This window comes from Peribacillus sp. NPDC097264, assembly GCF_050277925.1.
Classification (GTDB): Bacteria; Bacillota; Bacilli; order Bacillales; family DSM-1321; genus Peribacillus.
This window is the reverse complement of the sequence record NZ_JBNNSR010000009.1, coordinates 132335-155099: the sequence shown is the minus strand read 5'-3', so window position 1 is coordinate 155099 and position 22765 is coordinate 132335. Positions and strand designations below refer to the sequence as shown.

General features: G+C 40.9%; 27 protein-coding genes and 1 tRNA gene. 17 read left to right on the top strand and 11 right to left on the bottom strand.

From position 1 onward, the window contains the following. Positions 1-8 precede the first annotated feature (8 nt). Both mgtE and fabI read left to right on the top strand, forming a co-directional pair. Positions 9-1370 (top strand): magnesium transporter, encoded by a 1362-nt coding sequence (gene mgtE / locus ACQKL0_RS15780; protein ID WP_402868540.1) that lies wholly within the window; start codon positions 9-11, stop codon positions 1368-1370. A 132-nt stretch (positions 1371-1502) separates the two neighbouring features. Continuing rightward, complete coding sequence (fabI, locus tag ACQKL0_RS15775; RefSeq protein WP_402867805.1) at positions 1503-2276, top strand: enoyl-ACP reductase FabI; 774 nt, start codon at positions 1503-1505, stop codon at positions 2274-2276. Between the two features lie 117 nt (positions 2277-2393). On the opposite strand, the gene ACQKL0_RS15770 is transcribed toward fabI, so the two are convergent. The 3 genes from ACQKL0_RS15770 to ACQKL0_RS15760 are packed head-to-tail and all read right to left on the bottom strand — an operon-like array spanning position 2394 to position 6188. After that, the gene (locus ACQKL0_RS15770) at positions 2394-3575 is read right to left on the bottom strand and encodes a Ger(x)C family spore germination protein (RefSeq protein WP_427688528.1); all 1182 of its coding nucleotides are present in this window, start codon (positions 3573-3575) and stop codon (positions 2394-2396) included. Next, on the bottom strand, positions 3572-5095 hold the full coding sequence (locus tag ACQKL0_RS15765; protein ID WP_427688526.1) for a spore germination protein: 1524 nt from the start codon (positions 5093-5095) through the stop codon (positions 3572-3574). Before ACQKL0_RS15765 ends, ACQKL0_RS15770 begins: the two co-directional genes overlap by 4 nt. Continuing rightward, on the bottom strand, positions 5055-6188 hold the full coding sequence (locus ACQKL0_RS15760) for a GerAB/ArcD/ProY family transporter (protein WP_427688524.1): 1134 nt from the start codon (positions 6186-6188) through the stop codon (positions 5055-5057). Before ACQKL0_RS15760 ends, ACQKL0_RS15765 begins: the two co-directional genes overlap by 41 nt. Positions 6189-6413: 225 nt before the next feature. Between ACQKL0_RS15760 and ACQKL0_RS15755 the strand changes: the two genes are divergently transcribed. The 9 genes from ACQKL0_RS15755 to ACQKL0_RS15715 all read left to right on the top strand — a co-directional run bounded on the left by ACQKL0_RS15755 (position 6414) and on the right by ACQKL0_RS15715 (position 11012). Beyond that, positions 6414-6725: a hypothetical protein gene (locus tag ACQKL0_RS15755; protein ID WP_402987464.1), complete on the top strand. Its 312-nt coding sequence runs from the start codon at positions 6414-6416 to the stop codon at positions 6723-6725. A gap of 10 nt (positions 6726-6735) precedes the next feature. Next, positions 6736-7311, top strand: coding sequence for a hypothetical protein (locus ACQKL0_RS15750; protein WP_427688522.1), 576 nt, complete (start codon positions 6736-6738; stop codon positions 7309-7311). 18 nt (positions 7312-7329) lie between these two features. Beyond that, positions 7330-7695 (top strand): DUF1360 domain-containing protein, encoded by a 366-nt coding sequence (locus tag ACQKL0_RS15745; protein ID WP_402987470.1) that lies wholly within the window; start codon positions 7330-7332, stop codon positions 7693-7695. Between the two features lie 293 nt (positions 7696-7988). Beyond that, complete coding sequence (locus ACQKL0_RS15740; RefSeq protein WP_427688519.1) at positions 7989-8480, top strand: YhcN/YlaJ family sporulation lipoprotein; 492 nt, start codon at positions 7989-7991, stop codon at positions 8478-8480. Between the two features lie 25 nt (positions 8481-8505). Continuing rightward, complete coding sequence (gene spoVAC / locus ACQKL0_RS15735; RefSeq protein ID WP_402867813.1) at positions 8506-8976, top strand: stage V sporulation protein AC; 471 nt, start codon at positions 8506-8508, stop codon at positions 8974-8976. A gap of 3 nt (positions 8977-8979) precedes the next feature. Beyond that, the gene (spoVAD, locus tag ACQKL0_RS15730; RefSeq protein WP_402867814.1) at positions 8980-10005 is read left to right on the top strand and encodes a stage V sporulation protein AD; all 1026 of its coding nucleotides are present in this window, start codon (positions 8980-8982) and stop codon (positions 10003-10005) included. A gap of 16 nt (positions 10006-10021) precedes the next feature. Beyond that, positions 10022-10378 carry a stage V sporulation protein AE gene (gene spoVAE, locus ACQKL0_RS15725; RefSeq protein WP_402987473.1) on the top strand — a complete coding sequence of 119 codons (357 nt, stop codon included), beginning with the start codon at positions 10022-10024 and terminating at the stop codon, positions 10376-10378. 108 nt (positions 10379-10486) lie between these two features. Beyond that, positions 10487-10645 (top strand): YjcZ family sporulation protein, encoded by a 159-nt coding sequence (locus ACQKL0_RS15720; protein WP_427688517.1) that lies wholly within the window; start codon positions 10487-10489, stop codon positions 10643-10645. Positions 10646-10757: 112 nt separating this feature from the next. Continuing rightward, on the top strand, positions 10758-11012 hold the full coding sequence (locus ACQKL0_RS15715; protein ID WP_402867817.1) for a stage VI sporulation protein F: 255 nt from the start codon (positions 10758-10760) through the stop codon (positions 11010-11012). A 52-nt stretch (positions 11013-11064) separates the two neighbouring features. Here the strand turns inward: ACQKL0_RS15715 and ACQKL0_RS15710 are convergent, their stop codons facing one another. Then, a complete protein-coding gene (locus ACQKL0_RS15710) occupies positions 11065-13338 on the bottom strand; it encodes an ATP-dependent helicase (protein ID WP_427688516.1) in 2274 nt (757 codons plus the stop codon). A 150-nt stretch (positions 13339-13488) separates the two neighbouring features. On the opposite strand from ACQKL0_RS15710, the gene ACQKL0_RS15705 reads away from it, so the two are divergent. Beyond that, positions 13489-13785, top strand: coding sequence for a hypothetical protein (locus ACQKL0_RS15705; RefSeq protein ID WP_427688514.1), 297 nt, complete (start codon positions 13489-13491; stop codon positions 13783-13785). Between the two features lie 54 nt (positions 13786-13839). On the opposite strand, the gene ACQKL0_RS15700 is transcribed toward ACQKL0_RS15705, so the two are convergent. From ACQKL0_RS15700 to ACQKL0_RS15680, 5 genes are all read right to left on the bottom strand, one after another. Beyond that, on the bottom strand, positions 13840-14331 hold the full coding sequence (locus ACQKL0_RS15700; protein ID WP_427688512.1) for a spore coat protein: 492 nt from the start codon (positions 14329-14331) through the stop codon (positions 13840-13842). A 210-nt stretch (positions 14332-14541) separates the two neighbouring features. Then, positions 14542-14805: a hypothetical protein gene (locus tag ACQKL0_RS15695; protein ID WP_427688510.1), complete on the bottom strand. Its 264-nt coding sequence runs from the start codon at positions 14803-14805 to the stop codon at positions 14542-14544. Positions 14806-14948: 143 nt separating this feature from the next. After that, positions 14949-15377 carry a GNAT family N-acetyltransferase gene (locus tag ACQKL0_RS15690; RefSeq protein ID WP_427688508.1) on the bottom strand — a complete coding sequence of 143 codons (429 nt, stop codon included), beginning with the start codon at positions 15375-15377 and terminating at the stop codon, positions 14949-14951. 4 nt (positions 15378-15381) lie between these two features. Beyond that, positions 15382-15897, bottom strand: a complete 516-nt coding sequence (locus ACQKL0_RS15685) for a YjcG family protein (RefSeq protein WP_427688507.1) — start codon at positions 15895-15897, stop codon at positions 15382-15384. A 79-nt stretch (positions 15898-15976) separates the two neighbouring features. Further along, positions 15977-16699 carry an alpha/beta hydrolase gene (locus tag ACQKL0_RS15680; RefSeq protein ID WP_427688505.1) on the bottom strand — a complete coding sequence of 241 codons (723 nt, stop codon included), beginning with the start codon at positions 16697-16699 and terminating at the stop codon, positions 15977-15979. Between the two features lie 176 nt (positions 16700-16875). On the opposite strand from ACQKL0_RS15680, the gene ACQKL0_RS15675 reads away from it, so the two are divergent. Beyond that, a complete protein-coding gene (locus ACQKL0_RS15675; RefSeq protein WP_427688503.1) occupies positions 16876-17433 on the top strand; it encodes a phosphatidylglycerophosphatase A family protein in 558 nt (185 codons plus the stop codon). 40 nt (positions 17434-17473) lie between these two features. On the opposite strand, the gene ACQKL0_RS15670 is transcribed toward ACQKL0_RS15675, so the two are convergent. Continuing rightward, positions 17474-17695, bottom strand: coding sequence for a hypothetical protein (locus ACQKL0_RS15670; RefSeq protein WP_402867826.1), 222 nt, complete (start codon positions 17693-17695; stop codon positions 17474-17476). A gap of 215 nt (positions 17696-17910) precedes the next feature. On the opposite strand from ACQKL0_RS15670, the gene ACQKL0_RS15665 reads away from it, so the two are divergent. The 3 genes from ACQKL0_RS15665 (at position 17911) to ACQKL0_RS15655 (ending at position 19958) form a co-directional block, all read left to right on the top strand. Continuing rightward, a tRNA-Val gene (locus ACQKL0_RS15665) sits at positions 17911-17982 on the top strand. A 381-nt stretch (positions 17983-18363) separates the two neighbouring features. Then, positions 18364-19272: a UDP-N-acetylmuramate dehydrogenase gene (gene murB, locus ACQKL0_RS15660; RefSeq protein WP_427688501.1), complete on the top strand. Its 909-nt coding sequence runs from the start codon at positions 18364-18366 to the stop codon at positions 19270-19272. 161 nt (positions 19273-19433) lie between these two features. Beyond that, entirely contained in the window at positions 19434-19958 is a 525-nt protein-coding gene (locus ACQKL0_RS15655; RefSeq protein ID WP_427688499.1) for a type 1 glutamine amidotransferase domain-containing protein, read from the top strand. Positions 19959-20014: 56 nt separating this feature from the next. On the opposite strand, the gene ACQKL0_RS15650 is transcribed toward ACQKL0_RS15655, so the two are convergent. Then, positions 20015-21181, bottom strand: a complete 1167-nt coding sequence (locus ACQKL0_RS15650; RefSeq protein WP_427688497.1) for an ROK family protein — start codon at positions 21179-21181, stop codon at positions 20015-20017. Between the two features lie 170 nt (positions 21182-21351). On the opposite strand from ACQKL0_RS15650, the gene xylA reads away from it, so the two are divergent. Continuing rightward, positions 21352-22674 carry a xylose isomerase gene (gene xylA / locus ACQKL0_RS15645; RefSeq protein WP_427688496.1) on the top strand — a complete coding sequence of 441 codons (1323 nt, stop codon included), beginning with the start codon at positions 21352-21354 and terminating at the stop codon, positions 22672-22674. The last annotated feature ends 91 nt before the right edge of the window (positions 22675-22765 follow it).

Below are 22765 nucleotides of genomic sequence, written 5' to 3'. Positions count from 1 at the left end.
AAGAGAAGATGGAAAGAGAAATCAATAAACAGAATAGAGACCTTTTGGTTAATGCACTTAAACATGAAAATCTGGATCAGTTCCGTATAGAGTTCCTTGATATGCATCCTTATGATCAGGCCCAATTTTATACGAGTTTAAAGGAAGAGTACCGGCCAGTATTGTATCGCTACTTATCACCGGAAGAAATGGCGGACCTTTTTGAAAATATAGAAATAGATGAAGAAGAATACGAAAACCTTCTAGCTGAAATGGATCCTTCGTATGCAGCCGATATGCTTTCCCATATGTACGCAGATGATGCGGCCGATGTCCTGAACGAAATCAACGATGAGCAAGCCGTTAGCTATTTGACGATCATGGATGATGAAGCGGCCAGTGAGATTCAAGAACTGCTGCATTATGAAGAGTCGACTGCCGGAAGTATAATGACCACCGAGTTCATTGCAATTGAAGCAAACGAAACGGCGCGTTCGGCCATGCAGATTTTAAAACGGGAAGCCCCGCAAGCAGAGACGATTTATTATGTGTTTGTTACGGACCAAGATAAAAAGTTACTTGGCGTGTTATCACTGCGGACATTAATCATTGCGGATGAAGATGCTTTGATTGGTGATTTGATGGATGAACGGGTCGTTTCCGTCCCTGTCTCAGAGGACCAGGAAGAAGTGGCGCGTAAAATTAGGGATTATAATTTTCTAGCCGTGCCGGTTGTGGATTTTCAGAACCATCTATTAGGGATCATAACCGTCGATGATATCATTGATGTCATGGACGAAGAAGCATCGGATGATTACTCCAAATTAGCAGGTGTATCCGACCTTGACCATGTAGATAAAAGTGCTTTTTCAGCTGCGAAAAAGCGATTGCCGTGGTTGGTCATCCTTTTATTTCTAGGTTTATTGACTGCGAGTCTGATCGGGAGGTTTGAAGAGACGCTTAGCCAAAAAGCCATCCTTGCCGTTTTCATCCCCTTGATTGGCGGGATGGCCGGAAATACGGGGACACAGGCTCTTGCTGTCGCGATTCGAGGAATTGCGACAGGTGATTTGGAAGAGGAAAGTAAATGGAAACTGATCATCCGAGAGGCTGGGACGGGGTTTATTACCGGTTTGACTTGTGGAATCGTTATAACGGGTATTGTCTACTTTTGGAAACACGATTTCATGTTAGGGTTATTGGTCGGCATTTCGATCTTCATTACCTTGATTGTGGCGACGCTAGCCGGATCGTTGGTCCCGTTGCTCATGCATAAAATGAAAATTGACCCTGCCGTTGCATCTGGTCCTTTCATTACAACCATTAATGATATCATCAGTATTCTCATCTATTTCGGATTGGCCACTTTATTGATGGGGTATTTATTGTAAGCGAAGGATTCGACTTTCGCTTACATTTTCAGTAGGTTAGAAAACGGTATTTTTCTTTCTTATTATTTGTTATAATGGAAATTAGTATCAGGTACTAATAACTTGTATTGATTTTAGGAGGATCATATACACATGACTTTTTCATTAGAAGGAAAAACGTTCGTCATCATGGGTGTCGCCAACAAAAGAAGCATCGCTTGGGGAGTGGCCCGTTCCTTACATAAAGCGGGTGCCAAGCTGATTTTTACATATGGAAAAGAACGTACAGAAAAAAGTGTCAAGGAGTTGTCTTCCACTTTGGAGGGCGAACCTTCAATCATCCTGCAATGCGATGTAACAAAGGATGAAGATATCGAGAAGTGCTTTGCTTCCATTAAGGAGAAGGTGGGAGTCATTCATGGTGTCGCTCATTGTGTGGCATTTGCTAATAAAGAAGAGCTAGATGGTGATTTTGTCAACACTAGCCGTGAAGGATTCTTGCTTGCACACAACATTAGTTCCTTCTCATTAACGGCTGTGGCTAAGGCGGCGAAAGAAATCATGCCAGAAGGTGGAAGCATTGTCACCATGACCTATCTTGGTGGCGAAAGAGTCATGCCGAATTATAATGTGATGGGTGTGGCTAAGGCGTCACTTGAAGCCAACGTACGGTATTTATCAAGTGATCTTGGTAAGGATAATATTCGTGTCAATGCCATATCTGCAGGGCCAATTCGCACCCTTTCCGCCAAAGGCGTTCGTGACTTCAACACCATCTTGAAGAAAATCGAAGAAGAAGCACCGCTCCGTCGTACAACTACTCCGGAGGAAGTCGGGGATACTGCCGTTTTCCTTTTCAGTGACATGTCACGCGGAATCACAGGGGAAAATATCCATGTGGATTCAGGTTACCATATTATTGGATGAGGAATAGGGGGCTTCAATAGACAATCTCGTCATTGATGCCCCCCATATTGCCAGGATGCTTTCATGTATAAGCATTCTGGCTTTTTATTTTCTTATGTTTTCGACAACGATAACCTTTTATCGGTCCATATGCCCCTTATCCTTTTGGTCTTCAAAAATTGGAGTCAATTTATCCTTCCCGGTATTTTGTAGGTTCACTTCGATCTTTATCGATTTAATCGTGTCATCTTCTAATGGAATTTCTCCGTCTTTTTGAATTTCCTTCCACTTTTTAATGTCTTTTCGATAAAGGGTTTCAGAAAGTCTGAATAGATCGACTTTCTTTTCTTTTGCATATTTATAGGTGTATTTGATTTCCTTTTTGAGAATACGCTTTAATTCTCTTTCATATTCCTTAGGTGATGAATCCACCTTCATCGTCTCGATGCTCGATTTCAGTTTCATCTTGATGTGAAACCGTACCTTTCCATCCTTCTCTATAACCGGTTTCATTTTAACCTTTTTTTCGTAAACAATGACAGAAGTGTCCTGCCTGGTCCCCGGGAAAAGTGTAACACTATCGCGAACAAAGTTCTTATTTACCAGTCTTGCCCCTTTCATTGCACGAGTAGGAAAAATGGTTTTAATCTTATTTTCTGAAATGACTGCAATGCTATCCAACAGCAAGTCTTTCTTTTTTTCTTTCTGGCCGCTCCATTGTTTTGTCACTTTCATTCGGGGAATGGAAACAAAATAAGCTGGTTCGTCCATTTCAATGATAAGTTCCCTCAAGTTTATGGGTGGTATAAATGAGCTTTGCTTATAGTTCCCCTCGGGATCGCTTAATTTAGAAAAAGCCAGGGGAATATTTTCGATAGGACCAACCAGCATTGCTTCTTTAACTGATTCCTTGGTCATATAAAAGAAAATGCGGTAACGCGTTTCACGATAGCGGTCCAGAAAATCCACTGTCTTTTTGAATCCCCCTGCATTAAGGGCTTCATCAGAAAAAATGACAAACGAAAGATGACCCCAATAAATGCGACGATCTGACGTATGATATAAATCGAAAATGGCTTCTTCCAGTGTATCCCCGGTTCCAGTTCCAACATCACTCGCATTTTGTGAACTTGGATCGCCACCCGCTTCGGTTTTAGCCAATCCCTGTAAGTTGATGATTTGAAGGTAAACGACGACCTTGCCGTCCTTATAATCGACTCCAACCCCATGGGCATATACAAGCCGTTCCGGTTCATTCGAATCCCAACACCCAGAAAGAAAGATGATAAGCACCAGTAATGGGATGAACTTGTACTTCATTTTTTTTCATCATCCCCTTTCCTCGTGGAGTCTTTTGGCGCAATGACGGTAGGCCTTCTTTTATCGAAAGTGGGGGGAACTCTAAAAAGGGTTTTAAATATATTGGTTGGACTTAAGTTAGCGGTCACTTCCAAGTAAGGGACCCCTAATATTCGGATATTACTCACGTATGCACATAAAAATAGAGCAAGAAGGAAAAAAGCGAACAGACCTAAAAAGGACGCAGAAGCAATCGAGAGAAGCCGGACCAAACTGATGACCCCTATGATGGATTGGTTAACGAGCGTGAAGGTAGCTACCGCTGAGCCTGCAATCACGACCAGCATGGCGGGGCTTGTCAATCCAGATCGGATTGCAGCATCTCCGATAATTAAGGCGCCGAGGACACTTAATGTTGGACCAATCGAACTTGGAAGGCGCATGCCGGCTTCCTTGAAGATTTCAAATACGATGACCATGGTTATGGCTTCGAGTGCAGTGGGAAGCGGTAATCCCCGCCTCGATTCAACGACAGTGGCAAGAAGGATCAAGGGAAGCTGATCTTGATGAAACGTAGTTAAGGCAACCCAAAAACCCGGTAAAAGCGCAGCAACAAAGATTCCGAAGATACGAAGTCCTCTTTCAAAGGTGGCGTAGGTTGATGTATATTCATTATCTTCTGAGGTCTTTAAGATAATAAAAAGGTTGATAGGAGTGATCATGGTATAAGCAATCCCATCGATGAGCAACAATATCCTCCCCTTTAATAGGCACTGTACCGCAAAATCAGGCTTTCCTGAGTAGTGATGCCTCGGAAAAAGGATAGCAGGTTTTTCCTCGATTAATTCCATGAATTGATTCCCACTATAAATTCCGTCGACATCAAGTGATTCGATTTTCTTGGAAAGTTGATCCACCATCTCGGGATTTGAAATATCATCCATATATAAAAGAGCTACTTTGGTCAAGGTACGTCTGCCTACTTCAAAATGCTTCACACTTAAGGAATTGGTGCGCATCCGCTTCCTGATCAAAGCGACATTGACTGATAAATCTTCTATGAAATTATCCCGAGGTCCTTTAATTGTAACTTCAGCTGATGTCTCCTCGGGACTACGTTGTGGACGGTTCGCTATATTGGAAGATAATAATCGATTCGTACCTAATACATGGATGATCAATTTCCCTGAGTATATCTCGGCAAATAGTTGTTCCGTTGTTGTCAGTTCTGTTAACTGTGGGAGGTGAAGGGAGGATTTTAAGTCCTCGACCGTAATCTTTCCTTTTTTATATTTCTGGAAAAAAAGAGTTAACCTCTCGAACACAAGATTATTCAATAATTCATTGTCGATCAACCCTTCACAGCCAATTAATGTGACTTTAACAGGGGCATCATCACGATAGAAAGCGTTTTGAAAAAAAACATCCTCAGAATTTCGGAAAACCTCTTTCAAATATTCTTCATCTGTACGAAGAGGCTCTTTGGAAATCGAGTCGTGCTTAATCGGTTTGGATGCTTGCTTTTCCTTTTTGTTGAACATCGCATTTGGTCCTCCTTTTTCGGCGATTTTTGAAAAAAACGAAAAGGCTCAATAGAATGGATACCGCTAAGAAGTAATAGAAAGTTCCAGGCATAATAAATGTTTTAATGATGAAATATAAATCGATATCACTGATTCTATATAAATTAGAAATGATTAAGACTAGGGAAAAGATGATGAGTAGAATCGTCTTATTCCGCTTCTTTTTTATGGAAAGGACTTCAAGGGATAGAAACAATAAAAAGGAGACCCTTATAAAAGCACCGGTTAACCATTGATAAATCGACAGAAAGTCAAGGTGCTCGATGAAGCGGCCCAATGTGACCAACCCCCATTGCTCAAATGCAGGATACTTTTGTCTGGCAGCTTCCTTCGGTCCAAACTCAGTAATGGAACCGATGAGCGGTCCCAGTATGAGTAAAGTAAGGATTAAGGCATTGAAGAAAAACACCTTATATTTTAACGGTCCATGAACTTTTTGCTGCATGAACAGAAGCGCCATCAATTCTATCAATCCGGATAAAGGATAGATGATACCGGAAAAAACGGGTTTCCACCCATGTTCCAGCACCGGTCTCAAAAGTGTATAGTCCTTGAATTGAATATTGGTGAAGGCGACAAACAATCCGAATGCAATGACTGCAGTCAATACGAAGGTATTCACGATGGCGATCGTTTGTATGTTTGTATTTGCGAGAAAAAAACATAATCCCGTGAATAGTATGATTTCAATGAAGGGAGGGGTAACCGGTAAGTAGGATACCTTGGTCCATACCACCATCTCTTTCAATGAGACTGCCGCTAATATGACGAAGAGCATGCTTAGGGAAATCGCTAGTACCTTCCCAGGCAGCTTGCCAATGTTCATTTCGACCCATTTGAAAACATTTTCATGTGCCGTGGCTTTGTGAATAAAGTACAAAAGCACACACCAACCCACAATGAGAAAAAAGGAAATAAGGACAGTGATCCACCCATCCCGTTTTGCAGCCGGTAATAAATGAGGGAGGATTGTCACATGATTCTTTAAACCGACAGCAGTCATTATGATCAAAGATAGTTGTACAGTTGAAATTTTCCCGTTTTTTCTCATCTTTGTTTACTCCTTTACTATCATTCTTCGTTTAGTTATCTCCATTTCATTCCGGAATATCCAATAGTGGACGTTTCTCCTTTTTTGGAAGAAGGTTACTTACCGAGCATAAAAAACGGAGTGCTTCATATAGATGATACATAGAGCAGATAAAAGCCTGTAGTGTGAAAAATCGGTGGGAACCCCTTTGAAATCCATTGTTGAATGAGTGAAGGAGGGAAAGTTATGGACGTGAAAAAGCGTCTGTCTTTTACCAATGGGGTGCAAACAGTATGTGAGCATCCGGTCAAACAGATAAACCCTACCAGTAAGAGACTAGATGGTTCCTATAATACGGAGGAATTGCTGGAATTATTGGGGAGACTGCCTGCTTTTGCACCTAAACCTGTTTGTAAGTTCACCATTAATGGCCGCACTCTATTCGGAAAGTTGGAACAAAAACAGGAATCCAGTCTTTTTATCAGGCATCATTTTGGTAAAAAGGTCGTCAAATACCATATAGAGCAGCTTCAATCCGTGGTTATCTTGAAATATTAGGAGGATTTGCATGTCAGAAAATAAAAATGATAAAAAATCAAAACCTTTACTATATGTCGATCAAGTAGAAGTGAAGGCCCAAAGAGGGAACATGCAAAGTGATTACCGGACAAAAAGAAAAAAGAAAGAAGTGTCAGCAGAGCCTGAAGTAGTCGAAGATGACCGAAAGACTCAAAAAATAGAAAAGATAAAACAGGAGTTCGGTGTGTACGAGGCAATGAAGGAAATTGAATCGGAACTGAGTGAAATAAAAAAAATAACGGACCAATACGTACCTGAACCAGAACAAGAACATGCGCCCGTAGAAACTAATGAGGAAATTCCTATAGATCTTGAACCAGAAAAGAAAAAAACCAAAAGGAAGAAAAGGGTGGAGAAGGTTTCGACAACTGACCTCATAACACGCCTTTCCCAACATAAAGGATACCCAAAACCAGTTTGTGAAGCAGTTATCCATGGTGAAACGGTTAGGTTTCAAGTCATGGGGATGAGGGGGGAGTCGGTAAAGATCAAAAGGGGGAACCATATCCGGTTCGTCAGATTGTCGGATATAATGAATGCTACTATTATCGAAGAGTCCAATTAGTGAAGGAGCAAAATATACATGTTTCTCTCGCAGTCTGATTTGACAATCGTGCTTCTATTAGGTCTGGCTTCATTTAGGCTTACTCGATTAATCGTTTTTGATAAAATAACCGAACCTTTGCGTCGTCCATTCTTTAAAGAAATTGAAGAAAAAGGTGAAGATGGGACGGCTGAAGTTTACCTAGTTCCAAAAGAAAAGGGATTGAGAGGTTGGATTGGCCAATTGCTTAGTTGTTTTTGGTGTGTAGGTGTGTGGTCCAGCCTCTTTCTGGTCATCCTTTATCTTGAGCATGTGTTCATGGGGCAAGTATTGATCTTGGTCCTTGCCGTTGCTGCAGTCGGTTCCATAATTGAAGTGATTATCAGTAAAATTATGGATATTTGATGGAGTACAACTTGTCTTTTTTATCATATAGTATGGTATAGATGATAAAGGAGGGTCACAAATGAATTATAAACAGAATCCTTGGCAGTATGCTGCGAAACCAATCAAAAAAGATCAGCCTGTCAAAATTAAAAAAGATTGTGGCTGTAATAAAAGCAAAAAAAACAAAGCCTATTAAATAAACGGAACCCTTCCTCTTTGGAAGGGTTTCTTTTATTTCCTAATCCTACCATTCATAAAAAATGGGATAAACAAGAAGATAATAATAGAACGTTAAATTAGGATGTGATTCTATGTTCAGAAAACGGAGAATTTTATATGTTAGCTGGATGTCTCTAGCAGTCATTATGCTCCTATTAACTGGCTGCAGCAGTAAAGATGATGGGAAAACAGAAGGATTGGCTTTAATCAAGCGAACGAATCCGGAACCGATGGATATCATTCACGGAGAAGATGAAGAAGATGAAAAAGGACTCATTACGAAAGTTAAGGAGATGGTAAGTGATGAAGACGAAATTTATGATGTGATCGTTGTGAAAAATGGTAAGAAAATCCTCGTGGCCTATAAAGTAAAGCATCTACAGCGTTTTCATATGAAAAAAATCGATAAAAACGTGACAAAAAAATTGGAAGACAAGTATCCAAAGTATAAATTTATCATTTCCAGCGATTATAAAATCTTTTTGGAGTCAGTAAGGTTGGATGAATTGCTTAAGGAAAAAGATGTACCAGAAAAGAAAGCGAAAAAGAAATTCAAAGAAATAGTTGAGCTTCATAAGGAATAAATATAAGAAGGCGAGGTTTCAAAGTATGAGCGGAAAGGAAAAGACGACCCCACAGCAAGATGAATATAAACAGCTTCAAGGCAAGCACGAGATTAAAAGGCCTGTCTTGACCAATTGTCTAAAGGCTTTTTTGGTAGGCGGTATTTTCTGCATAGTGGGACAAGCCATTTCTTATTTCTATATTTACTTCTTTAATTTCACGGAGCAGACGGCCGGGAGCCCAACCACTGCAACCATGGTATTTCTTGCTCTTTTAATGACGGGCTTCGGATTTTATGACCGGATTGGGCAATTTGCTGGAGCTGGTAGTGCCGTACCTGTTACTGGCTTCGGTAACGCGGTCATCTCAGCGGCCATCGAGCATCGTACGGAAGGATTCGTCCTTGGTGTGGGTTCCAATATGTTTAAATTGGCGGGATCGGTCATTCTATTTGGTGTATTTTCCGCTTTCGTCGTGGCTTTAATCAAAACGATTATTCAGATGATAGGGGGTTAATCGATGCTAAAGGGGAGACAAACTTGGACGTTCGCTAATAAACCAATCATTTTAAGTACGGGTGTAACGGGTGGCCCTTTTGAAGCAAATGGTGAAATTCCGGGTGACTTTGACATTCTGTACAGCGACCTGTGGATGGAGCAGGATTCGTATGAAAAGGCCCATCGTCATTTGATGGAAAAATCAGTGGAGATTGCCCTGCAAAAAGGGGGAATTGAAAAGGAACAAGTGCAATTTTTTCTGGCAGGGGATTTAATCAACCAGATTACACCCACCAGTCTGGCAGCTAGAACCAATGGGATTCCGTACTTCGGTTTGTTCGGTGCTTGTTCAACATCGATGGAAGGTCTTGCCCTGGCAGCCTTCATCACCAATTACGGTGGGGCTAACTATGTGCTGACAGGGGCGTCCAGTCATAATGCAGCCGTCGAAAAACAATTCCGTTATCCAACAGAGTATGGGGGACAGAAACCACCTACTGCTCAGTGGACGATAACCGGTGCGGGGGTAGCTTTGGTGACTCCAAATGGTACGAGGCAGGAGGCATACCCTCATGTTGTTTCCGCTACCATTGGAAGAGTCATTGACATGGGGTTGAAGGATCCTTTCAATATGGGGGGGGCAATGGCACCCGCTGCCGTAGATACGATTATCGCTCATTTCAGAGACACGGGTCTTACCCCTGACCATTATGACTTGATTGTCACTGGTGATTTAGGGCAGATAGGAAGGTCCACGGCGTTGGATCTTTTGAAGGAAAAAGGATGTAGGATCAACCAGGAAAAATTCAAAGACTGTGGATTGATCATTTATAAAAAGGATCAGCCTGTTTTAGCTGGTGGAAGTGGTGCCGGTTGTTCCGCAGCCGTGTTATACGGTCATTTATTAAATGAAATGAGTCAGGGGAAATATAAACGGATATTATTGATTGCAACAGGGGCATTATTGTCACCGTTAACGTATCAGCAAAAAGAATCGATTCCGTGTATTGCCCATGCGGTGGCCATTGAGTATGGGACAAATACATGAAAAAGGAGAGATCAGGATGTTAGCAATGTTTTTTTGGGCCTTTGTCATCGGAGGCTTGATTTGTGTAATCGGCCAGCTTTTATTCGACTTGGCTAAGCTAACCCCGGCACATACACTAAGCTTATTCGTTGTAATAGGAGCCATACTGGGAGGCTTCGAATTATATGAACCGCTTATAGACTTTGCAGGAGCAGGAGCAACCATTCCCATTGTTTCCTTTGGGAATTCCTTGGTGAACGGAGCCATGTTAGAAGCAGAAAAGCATGGGATTGTCGGCGTCCTTACCGGCATGTTTGAAATCACGAGTTCAGGAATCTCTGCAGCTATCATCTTTGGATTTATCGGAGCTTTGGTCTTCAGACCGAAAGGATGATCCATACATAGCGGAAATGGGCATGATGTTTAGGGCATGGCCTATACATATTGTCCCATCCTACATATATTATCAGTGAGCTCAATTTGAGAGCGAGGTGATTGTAATATGTTTGGTTATGGTGGCTACGGATGTGGCGGTTGCAATGAAGGCTATGGCTATGGAGGCGAAGCATACGGTGGCGGCGGATTTGGCGCTGGATCCACGTTCGTCTTGATCGTAGTATTGTTTATCCTATTAGTGATTGTCGGGGCTTCTTTCTGTTAGTGTAATTGGAATAGGCTGTATGAGCCTATTCCTTTTTTTATTGATTTTTATGGTCCTTGCACATATCCTACATCCTTCCATAAGATAGATACAGAAAAGGAGGGGCTTAGGCATGGATAACAATTTATTTAAAAACATAGAAGGAAAAACGGGTGTGAATATGAAAGATGTGATGGAATTGGCAAATTCACTTCAGGGTGCGAATTTCAAAGATGAAACGACTGTAAGGAACGTGATCAAAAGGGTATCTCAAATAGCCAATAAACCAGTCAACAAGGAAATGGAAGACAAAATCGTACATTCTATCGTTGCTGAGGGAAATAAACTGGATTTCGGGACGATTTCCAATATGATGAATAAAAAATAGTAAGCGAAACAGGAGTCTGCAGCATTGCAGGCTCCTGTTTCCATGGATATTCTTAAAGATTAAGGAACCGTGATGGATGGGCCGTCCTTCCACGCCTGGTTTGCGGGATAGAGATATAAAGATCCTTTTTGGCCCGGGTCGCAGCCACATAAAGCAATCTCCTTTCCTCTTCGAGCGGGCCTAGTTCACCCTTACGATACGAATCCAATGCAAAATCATGGGGAAGGCTGCCATCAACCGCCGCCAGGATATAAACAGATTGATATTCAAGGCCTTTAGAGCGGTGAATCGTCGTGAGCTGTATGGCATCTTTAAAGTGCTTGGACAGCTGTTTTACTTCCTGCACCATGGCAGTCATATGATCGACATGGTCGAGGAAGGAAGCAACTGTAGGAAACCGGTTAGCAGCCACTTTCAAATCACGGATATCGTCCGAACCCTTTTCCAGGTTGGCCTCATTTCCCCTCTTCTTTACATACTCTTGATAACCCAAATCCTTCTCGATGATTTCTAAAGCCACGAGCGGGGACATGGTCTTTATAGAACGGATTTGACCCGGTATTGCTTTTAATTTACGTTCTTGAAACGCATGTCCCGTTTTTACAAAGGCAAATGCATCAATAAAGTCACAATCTTGCAGGATCGTCTGGGCCTTTAGCTCTTGTAGGACGCTCTGCTTTAAAAATAAAGAAGAAAGGACGTCGGAAGCTGCTTTGCTATCATGAGGGTGCAGGCTCAAGCGCATGAATGCAAGCATGCCATGGATGACTCGCCGTTGATAAAACGAATCCGCATCCTTTTCGATCACGAAGGGAAGGTTAGAAGATGCCAGTCTTTCAAAAATGGCCCGCGACATCGTATGGGTCCTGTAAAGGATGGCGAAGTCACCAGGATTGGCACCTTTGGATATCTTCTCTTGTATGTCGGTCACGATCATCGTCGCTTCGAGCTCTTCATCATGCGGATAGAATAATACAGCCGGATTCCCTTGATCATGTTGTGCCCGCATCGTTTTATCCATCCGATGCTGATTTCGTTTTATCATTCTGTTTGCCGTAGCGACAATCTCATGGGAGGAGCGGTAATTTTCGGTCAACTTCACGACTTGGGAACCAGGGAAATCCCGGTTAAAATTCAGGATATACTTTGGATCACTCCCTCGGAATGAATAGATGGCTTGATCGTCATCACCAACAGCACAAACATTTTTTGTATCCGCTGAAAGGAGTTTTATCAACTCATATTGAACTTTATTAATATCCTGAAACTCGTCCACTAAGAAATAGCGGAACCGTCGTTGATATTTCAGTAACAATTCAGGATGGTTCTTCAAAAACACGTAACAACCTACCAGCATATCATCGAAATCATATTTACTTGTTTGCTCTTTATACGCTTCATACTTTTTATATAAGAATAAACAGGATTTCTCCCAATCATCATTCGGTTTGACATCGTCAGGAAAAATCAACGAGTTTTTCCATAGGCCAATTTGCTGAAGTGCCTGATCGTAGGCGAATTCCTTTTCATCAAGCTCTAACTCCCGACCGGCCTGCTTCAATATTTTTTCTTTTTCCCAATTCCACTTCAACAGGAAGTCCCGTTGCCATTTTTCCGGCTCATGAAAAATCAGGATTTTATAAAAGATGCTGTGGAAGGTACCACTAACAATTTGAGAGACGAGGGAAGGGGACATATAAGGATAGCTGATTAGCCGTTGCTGCATCTCCTTAGCGGATTTCGCTGTAAAGGTTACAAGCATGATGCTTTTAGGATCTACTTTTTCTACAGTGAGCATATAGGCAGTCCTGACCGTCAATACTCTCGTTTTACCGCTTCCAGCTCCGGATAAAACAAGGACGGGACCTTCTATCGTTTTAACTGCCTTTAACTGTTCGGCATCAAGCATGATCCCTTTTTCAGATAGTTCCTGAAAGTAAGGGTCCAAAAGTTCAGTGCGGACGGATGGTTTATCCAAATAGGGAGGATTGCCTGTAATGGTCCGGCTTTTCAAAAATGGTTCGATAACTGGCTTCGTTTCGGTAATGGTGCGGGATTTAGGAATTCTGAATCCGTTTTGTTCCATGTATTCTAAAGGTTTAGTTTCTGGTTTTGATATAGGATTTGGCATTTCACAAGCAGGTCGTGAAGGGTCACTGTGATAAAAATAGGGTGTTTCATGAATGCCAATGAATAATTTCACTGGCTTATCACATATGACACAAGAGAGCTGATCACGTTTTCCTTTTTCAAAGAGTGTCTGCAGCTCACTAGCCGAAACAGTAAGTAGATGTATGATTTCATTTCCCGATTTGGCTTGATTCATATAAATGGATACCTCAAATCTATTAAAAATATCGGCAATCTCCATTTTACCAGAGAAATAGAAAAAAAGAATCCGGGAAAAGATGTTTCGTTTCATTTTGATTTGGGTATGTAAATGACAAGAGAAACTATATAGTGAGGAGGGTTAATGATGGGATACATAGCGCCAGTAACGCAATTCGAATACATTCAATACGCAAACCGGACAATAGAAGCGGAGAGAAAACCAAGAATCGTTGATGGAACGACACCCATTCAGCCAATTCGTTTTGACCAAGTACTGGAAGACGAAACGAAGCGGTCGGAAAAATTTGACCATGTCACGAATATGAATCAAGACCGATCACCAAGAGCAGGTGCGTATAAGAACCATTTACTAATGAGGGCTCATGAGGAAATCACGGCTGAAATGACAGGGAAAGGCGGATATGTAAACGAAATGGTCTGAACATTCGGTAGAAATACAAAAGGACACATTTATGTGTCCTTTTTGTGTTCACTCTTAAAGAACGTCTAATTCTACAATTAGAGCTAATAGCAATTGAAGTAACAATTGGATGTTAACCGCAATTTGAGCATCGGTTGTAGTAATTTCGATATCACGGCTATTTTCAACAATTGTTTTTTGACGTGTAATTTGTTTAACATTAGAAGATTGGATCAATTCTTGAGTTATGCGGTCGGCTTGGTCAGTGTCTGCAATGGAAATGCTGACGATGACAGCGATGGCTGCTTGGATGGCCGTCTGTAAAGAAAGGGCCGCTTTAACATCTGTAGAGATTACTCTTACATTACAAGAATCTTTAATGTAAACAAGTTCTTCAGAAAGTTGGAGTTGCGAGTTTTCCTGTTTAGCTTCTTGTTCAATTTCGTTTGCAGATTCTTCACAGAATGATGTTAGGGGATGGTTGGTATTATTGTCTAGAGCCGACCATGATCTTTCAGAATGCTTGGTTGTATTGCAATTGTTGCTATGATATACATTTTGGTTCATGTCGTTTTTTCCTCCTTAGGGTTTAATTCCCTATTAAAATATGCTATGCATGTAAATTTGGTTGGACGAATAAATCAATTCATTCGTTTATTTTTAAATATTTTTTTGAAGAGAGTTTGTGCGAACGGATATGAAGCATCATAGAATGCCTTGTAAGCAAGGTCTACGCTTCATACCGAAAAAAGTGTAATTGAATAGGAGGAATGTTAGTTATTTGTCTTTTGTATCGGAATAACTAGTGTGGTGAGAATTTGTGACGGGATTCACATCGTTTTCTGTAATGCTTTTTTCTTGATTGATAAGCATTTCAGATTGTTTCTGTAAAAACTGTATGGTCTCTTTTAAGTGATTTCTTTCTTTCTCACTCAAATCAACTTTATCCTTTTTGACACCATGCTTTCTCAAGGTCCTTGAAACGAGTAGTTCCATTAATCTTTTTTGAGATTCATCCATGTTAAATTCATTGTTACTCATGAAATTTCCCTCCTTCTTGCTTTCTATATATAGACTATGTTTATTTGTAGAATTTGACATAGAATGGGAAGGGATTTTTATGAGAATGGTATATAGAAAAAAACGCTGTCCCCTGTGGAAAACCCAAGGGAACAGCGTTTTTATTAGGAAATCTTTTTTTTCATCGTTTTATGGGGAATGCCTGCATCCATAAATTCTTCGGAAATGATTTCATACCCTAACTTCGAGTAAAAGGGGATGGCGTGCAATTGAGCATCAAGCTTCAATTGAGTGACGTCATGAGAAACCGCAAACTCTTCAATGGCATTCATGATCATGGCCCCAGCCCCAGTCTTACGGGAGTCAGAGAGTACACAGATGCGCTGGACCTTACCAATCCCATCAATGATTCGAAATCTCCCCGCGCCAATAGGCTGATCTTCATCGTTATATAAGACAAAGTGTGTGGAATCTTCTTCATATTGGTCAATCTCTTCTTCAAGTGGGACATGTTGTTCCTCTACAAACACTTTTTTTCTTATGGTGTAGGCATATCCACGTTCTTGCTCGTTCTCAACAATTTTTACAAACACGAAATTATTCAGCTCCTAAACGAAATGTTTCATATACAGTCCAAGTTCCATCTTCTAATTGATACAATAAATGAATTCTTTTGACTTCTTCTTCGTGGCTTACATCAAGCATGCTTAATTGGCCTAACACATCTGAATGTTCGTTATCAGATAAATCTTGTGCAATCGTTATATGTGGCACAAAAGCATGTTCTGTTTCGTTTTTGAAGAAGTTCTCATCATGAAGCATTTCGTGTAAGTCTTCCAATTCCTTTGACAGCTCCACTTTAAAATAAATGGTGTTGCTGACGGGTTGGAAGGATTTCGCTTTCGTCACATTTAAGGAGAAAGGCTGGAACTTCCGTGCAATGTCTTTCAAGCGTTCTGCAACTGCTGAAATTTCCGTTTCAGTCGCTTCAAACGGTTGTTTAAGTGTAAGATGTGGTGGAATGAATGCGTACTTTGTATCATACCGTTTCCGGTAGGAGTTAGCTAAATCTTGAAGTTTTTTTGAAGGGAAAATTGCAACACCATATTTCATATTGTTACCTCCTAAGATTATAATTTAATTTTGCGAAAACTCTAATCCAAATGCATCATTTCTACCATTCCAATCGAGATTAAAACATTTCAAGAAGGGCCCTTTTTAAATCTGCCTGCCAAAACTTCCATGTATGATTCCCTTCAAATTCTTCATAGAAGCAAGGGAATCCTTTTTGTGTTAACAATTGATGAAGTTCCCGATTGGGTTCTATGAAATTTGCCCGGTTCCCGTCTGTAGTGGGTACATCGGTCTCTTCCGTTCCAATCACATGATACAGTTCGAGGAGATGAGGATTCTCAAAACTACGGACAGCATCCATCACTTCTTCATTGGCAAGCGGAGATTGCATGATACATTTACCGAATGTATGTGGATATTTAAGTGCAGCGAGCAGGGAGACCGTGCCACCAAGGGAATCCCCCATTAACGCCCGGCCATGTCCCATTTGATAGGTCGGGAATTCCTCATCTAAAAATGGAACGAGTTCATGGGCCAGAAATCGTATGTAGGCTTCGTGCTGTTCACCATCAGGATGATATTTCCGTCTGCGGTCAAACCGATCTTTATATGGAATGCCGACGATTATAATATTCTCTATCTCGCCATTTCCCAGAAGTTCATCAGTCACACGGCCTATTCGACCCATTTGGAAATAATCTCGACCATCTTGAGCTATGACAAGCGTATATTTATAAAGTGGTGAAAAATTAGCCGGTAAATATACAAGTAGCTCTAATTCCTCAGATAATGCCTCACTTTTAAACATATATTCTTTTATCGTGCCTTTGCGTAAACTCATTTACCCGCACCTCTATGAATTTATAATGAAAATAATGTTCTTAGTTATTTTAGCATAGCCATCCTTCTTTTTCCTGTCTGAAGGATACAGAAAAGTAATTTTTCTATTATTTTCTAAATATTTAGAATACTTAATGGTATAATGGAAAGATATCAATAAAAGGGGAGGCAGATAAAATGGCAGATGTACGCGTCCATAGTAGGGAAGTCACAAGAGCGGCTAAACAAGCATTACTAGATCGTGGTGTAAGTGTGGAAGATATTGCTGAGATTGTCTTTGAATTACAATTCCCTTATAAAGCTGATTTGAAAGTAGAGGAATGCATTAGAAGTGTTGAAAGGGTGCTTTTAAAGAGAGAAATCCAACATGCCATTTTAGTTGGCGTTGAACTTGATCGACTTGCAGAACAAAAGAAGCTATCGGAACCGCTCCAATCCATTGTCGAATCGGATGAAGGTCTGTTTGGAGTGGATGAAACGATTGCCTTTGGTGCCGTACTTGGTTATGGAAGCATTGCCGTGACAACCTTTGGGCATTTGGATAAAAATAAAATAGGCGTCATTCACGAATTGGATAAGAAGCAAGAGGGAGTCGTACACACCTTCCTTGATGATATTGTTGCAAGCATTGCAGCAAGCGCTGCCTCAAGATTGGCACACCGTCTAAGAGATGATGAAGAATCCTTGACGGAACAAGAAAAGGATATACAGGAGGAAGAGGAGATAATCGGATAAGTTTGGATCTTTTAAACGATGCGTTAGGCACTCATCGGCATTATCCTGACCTATCATACCTGGACTTAATAAGGCGGGCCGAGAGGATGTTTTCTATTTTGAACGTTCGCTTTGTCCGCCGAAGAAAACAAAAGGCACGGATGTAACCTGAATATACTTCAAGAACTTCAATTCTCCGCTGTGTAATCTTTCCATTTTCAGATAGGTAAATGATTTCTAAAGGAACCTTTTCATCCATATGTTTCCTAATGATATATTTCATTCCGGTGGCCTCCGTTTCTATCTTTATTGGTTATATTATATGCGAACATTTGTTTGTTATGCAAGAAAATAAAGAACATTTGTTCTGAATTTGTTCATGCCCTTTATTTAAAAGCTAACAGTAAACTTTTTTTAAAATAATTCGTTGACTTTTGTCGAAAAAAACTTATAATAAATTATGTACTTAAGTAACAGAGCAAGCCAACTTTTACATACGACTTGTTAGCTCAGTGGGAGAGCACTTCCTTGACAGGGAAGGGGTCGTGGGTTCGAATCCCTCACAGGTCATCCAACGGCGTAAGCATTGTACAATCAATGTTTTCGCCGTTTTTTATTATGGTTTTACTGGATTTGATCCTAAGAAACATATAGGATTACTCCATTTTGATCATTTATCATTAACCCCTTTCATTGATATCCACCCTTTTTTCTTTTTTGGGGTAATGGTTTTTGCCGTAGAACAAAAAAGACTTCCTTATAGAGTCGGACCGTAGGCATCACTAAATATTGAAAATGTGGGTAATGGAATAAATGGCAGGTCATAATTAAGTGTAAATCGTTGTTTTTCACTTATATCAAGCATAGAATGAAACATCTAACGATTAATGTGTACAAAAAGAAATGAAATGTTTGTTCTTTTTCTAAAATATTTAATGGGAGTTTGTATAAATGAGTAAACAAATTTTTTTAGATCTTCAGGGAATTGTACATCCAAGTAATGTAAGAATGAATGAACCGCTACACCAATATACGTTTACGAAAACAGGCGGCAAGGCAGATTTCTTCGTAATGCCTAAAAATTATCAAGAAGTCCAAGCGATATATATTTATGCGCTCAACAATCATTTACCCTTAACGATCGTGGGGAATGGTTCTAACATGATTATTAAAGATGGGGGCATACGTGGTATCGTCATGACCCTTATTGATATAGCAAGCATGGAATTGGACGGTAACAAGCTCACCGTACAAAGTGGTGCCGCTATCATTCAAGCCTCTCGATTCGCGTTACAAAATAGTCTGACTGGCTTAGAGTTTGCTTGCGGGATCCCCGGCTCTGTTGGAGGGGCTTTATATATGAATGCAGGGGCATATGGTGGAGAAGTTTCAGATGTACTACAGGAAGCCCTTGTCATCACCCGTTCAGGAGAATTACAGACTTTGAAGAAGGATGAATTAGATCTGGGCTATCGTTCTAGCCGTTTTTCAAAAGAAAAACTATTGGTATTAGAAGCTACCTTCTTATTAAGAAAGGGAGAATACGAAGAAATCAAAAGTAAGATGGATGATTTTACTTTCCAGAGGGAATCTAAACAACCGCTTGAGTTCCCGTCTTGTGGAAGTGTCTTCAAACGTCCCCCTGGACATTTTGCAGGTAAACTAATCCAGGATAGCGGCTTACAAGGGAAGCAAATCGGTGGAGCTCAAGTTTCCACTAAACATGCCGGATTTATCGTAAATGTTGATTCCGCGACGGCCACCGATTATTTGGAACTCATTCAATATGTTCAAGATACCGTTAAAAGGAAATTTGACGTGGAGCTTGAAACCGAAGTGAAAATAATTGGAGAAGACTAATATCCTACAAAAGAGACTTTCGTTCATTAGAAAGTCTTTTTTTTTATCAGATTGCGGATGAAATTTGAATATGGCACGTAAAGATAAAAGTGTACGTGTTACCAAAACGGGGAAGTATACCTTTAAGTTACGGGGAACAAGTGATAGAAGGAGAGGGATATATGCGCTTAGAAGGAAAGAAAATAATCAGTCTTGTGCATCATGATTTCGAAGATTTGGAGCTTTGGTATCCAATTTTAAGATTGAGGGAAGAAGGGGCCATCGTTCATCTTGCCGGAGAAAAGGAAAATGAGACGTATATTGGTAAATATGGTGTGCCAGCCGTTTCAGATTTTGATTATGGCAGCATCAAAGCGGAAGACTATGATGCGATCCTAGTTCCGGGAGGTTGGGCACCCGATAAGATTCGCCGGTTTCCTGAAGTGATTTCTCTGATTCAGGGCATGGACGAAAACAAGAAGCCGATTGGCCAAATATGTCATGCGGGTTGGGTCCTGGTTTCAGCAGGGATTTTGCAAGGTAAGAATGTGACAAGTACGCCTGGCATCAAAGATGATATGGAGAATGCCGGGGCACATTGGATGGATGAGCCTGTTGTGGTGGACGGAAACTTGGTATCGAGCAGACGTCCACCGGATCTTCCCGATTATCTACGGGAATTGATTCGGGTGATTGAACAGAAATGAACACAAAAAAAGTGGTTTTTCCAAACGGAGAAATCACTTTTTTTGTTTCCTGTTCCCTATTGAATTTTTTTCTCTAAATTGTTCTTCAGGAAGTTTTCGATTACATGAGCCGAGACCCCTAAGGAAGGGGAATAGGAAGATAAATCAGAAAAGCTGATATGCAATTTTTCTTGGTTGAACGGGAGGGCATGGCTTTCAACAGTCTTGACGATGGGGTCCCTTAACCATTCCTTGGCCAAGGCCAAACGATTTCCAATGATAATCTGCTGCGGGTTGAAGGTATTGGAAATATTGCTAATGCCAATGCCTAGATAATGCCCGATATCTTTGAAAAGCTCACGGATTTCTTCTCTATGGCTTGCCTGGTCAACTAGGGATTTGAGCGTGATTTCTTTTGGCTGGAAAAGTACTGATGCCCGTTCAATCAAAGCTTTTTCGGATGCGTATAATTCCCAACACCCCTTGCTTCCACACTTACAGGGCTTTCCATGAACGTCAATGATCATGTGGCCCATTTCTCCGGAAAATCCATTCGCCCCGCGATACAGTTCGTTTTCCAGGATAATGCCTACACCAATCCCCATACCTGCGCTAACGTAAACAAGATGTTCATGGTCTTTGCCGGCCCCAAATTTCTTTTCTCCATAGGCCCCGGCATTTGCTTCGTTCTCTACGATGACAGGGAGACCAAACTCTTCTTCCATGTCTTTTTTTAGGTCAACATTCTTCCAACCTAAATTCGGAGCAAGCAGAATTTCCCCTTTATTATTAACGACTCCAGGAATGCCCAACCCGATTCCTACCACTCCATAATGGCTTTCGGGAGCAGTTTTTATTAAAGATTGAATCATTTCTTTCATGCGCTCAAACGTTTCTTCGTAGTTCCCATTATTCGTATTTCTACTAATTTCACTTACGATGTCACCATTGAGATCAGTAAGGATCCCTAATATATAATTTACTCCAAGATCTATCCCAATTGAGTAACCGGCTTTTTCTTGAAACAATAATAGAACGGGGCGCCTTCCACCGCTGGATTCTCCGGGACCTGATTCAAAGGTTAGATTAGCTTCCAACAGTTCATTGACGAGAGAAGATACAGTTCCCTTCGTGAGTCCGAGATGCTGCGAAATGTCTGCCCGAGATATAGGTGCACGTTTCAGGATGGTTTCTAAAATGGCCTGCTTGTTATTCACTTTCATCAGTTGCTGGTTCCAGGTCATCTTTCTACCTCCTTTTAATAATAATGGATTTTAGGTAAGTTTTATTATAACAAAAAAAATTCAAAAAACTTAGTATATTCATTAGACAAACTAAGTTATTGCTGTTATTATTATTTTCATAAGTAATGAAAGCGATTTCAAATTCATTTTATCTTAGGAGGAATACTAATATGAGTTATTTTGAAACTATCAATCAAGTAAAATATGAAGGTTCAGAATCTTCAAACCCTTTATCCTTTAAATATTATAACCCGAAAGAAATGATTAACGGACAGACAATGGAAGAGTTTTTGCGCTTCGCCGTTTCTTACTGGCATACATTCACTGCAGATGGCACAGACCCATTTGGACAACCAACAATGCTTCGTCCATATAATAAATTTACGGGAATGGACCTTGCCAAAGCACGTGTGGAAGCTTCCTTTGAATTTTTTGAAAAAATGAATGTTCCATTCTTTTGTTTCCATGATGTCGACGTCGCTCCTGAAGGAGACACATTGAGAGAGACAAATAAGAACATGGATGAAATTGTGGCCTTGATCAAGGAATACTTGAAGACTAGCAAGACGAAATTACTTTGGAATACGGCGAATATGTTCTCTAATCCCCGTTGGGTTCATGGTGCAGCCACTTCACCGAATGCGGATGTATTTGCCTATGCGGCAGCGAAAGTGAAAAAGGGATTGGAAGTAGGGAAGGAATTAGGTTCGGAAAACTATGTATTCTGGGGCGGACGTGAAGGCTACGATACCCTTCTTAATACGAATATGAAGTTAGAACTGGATAACTTGGCCCGATTCTTCCATATGGCCCTCGATTACTCTAAAGAAATTGGTTTTGATGCGCAGTTCTTGATTGAACCAAAACCAAAGGAACCGACGAAGCACCAATATGACTTTGATGTCGCGACGGGTCTTGCCTTTTTACAGACGTATGGCTTGAAGGATCATTTTAAATTCAATATCGAGGCGAACCATGCAATTTTGGCAGGACATACATTCGAACATGAATTGCATGTTGCCCGTACTCATGGCATGCTTGGTTCCGTCGATGCGAACCAAGGGGACTCGCTACTTGGATGGGATACCGATGAATTCCCGACTGACCTCTACGCAACGACGTTGGCGATGTATGAAATCCTGAAAAATGATGGTCTTGGAACGGGTGGCCTGAACTTTGACGCGAAAGTGAGACGTGGTTCCTTCGAGTATGAAGATTTATTCCACGCTCATATTGCGGGGATGGATAGCTTTGCAATTGGTACTAAGGTCGCTAAAAAGTTACTCGAAGACAAAGTGTTGGAAGACTTCATCGCGGACCGTTACAGCAGCTATACAGCTGGAATCGGCTTGGAGATCGTTGAGGGGAAAACGGATTTCCGCAAGTTGGAAGACTATGCACTTGGTCTTGGTGAAATCCAAAATAAATCGGGCAGACAAGAATACTTAAAAGGCATTTTGAACAAATACATCCTTAAGGCAATTGCAGAATAAAAGATGAATGGGAAGGAAGGAACTAGCATACGATTTAGATTCCTTTATGGTCATATATTCTAATTCAACTAGAGGGGAGTAAGGAGAAGGA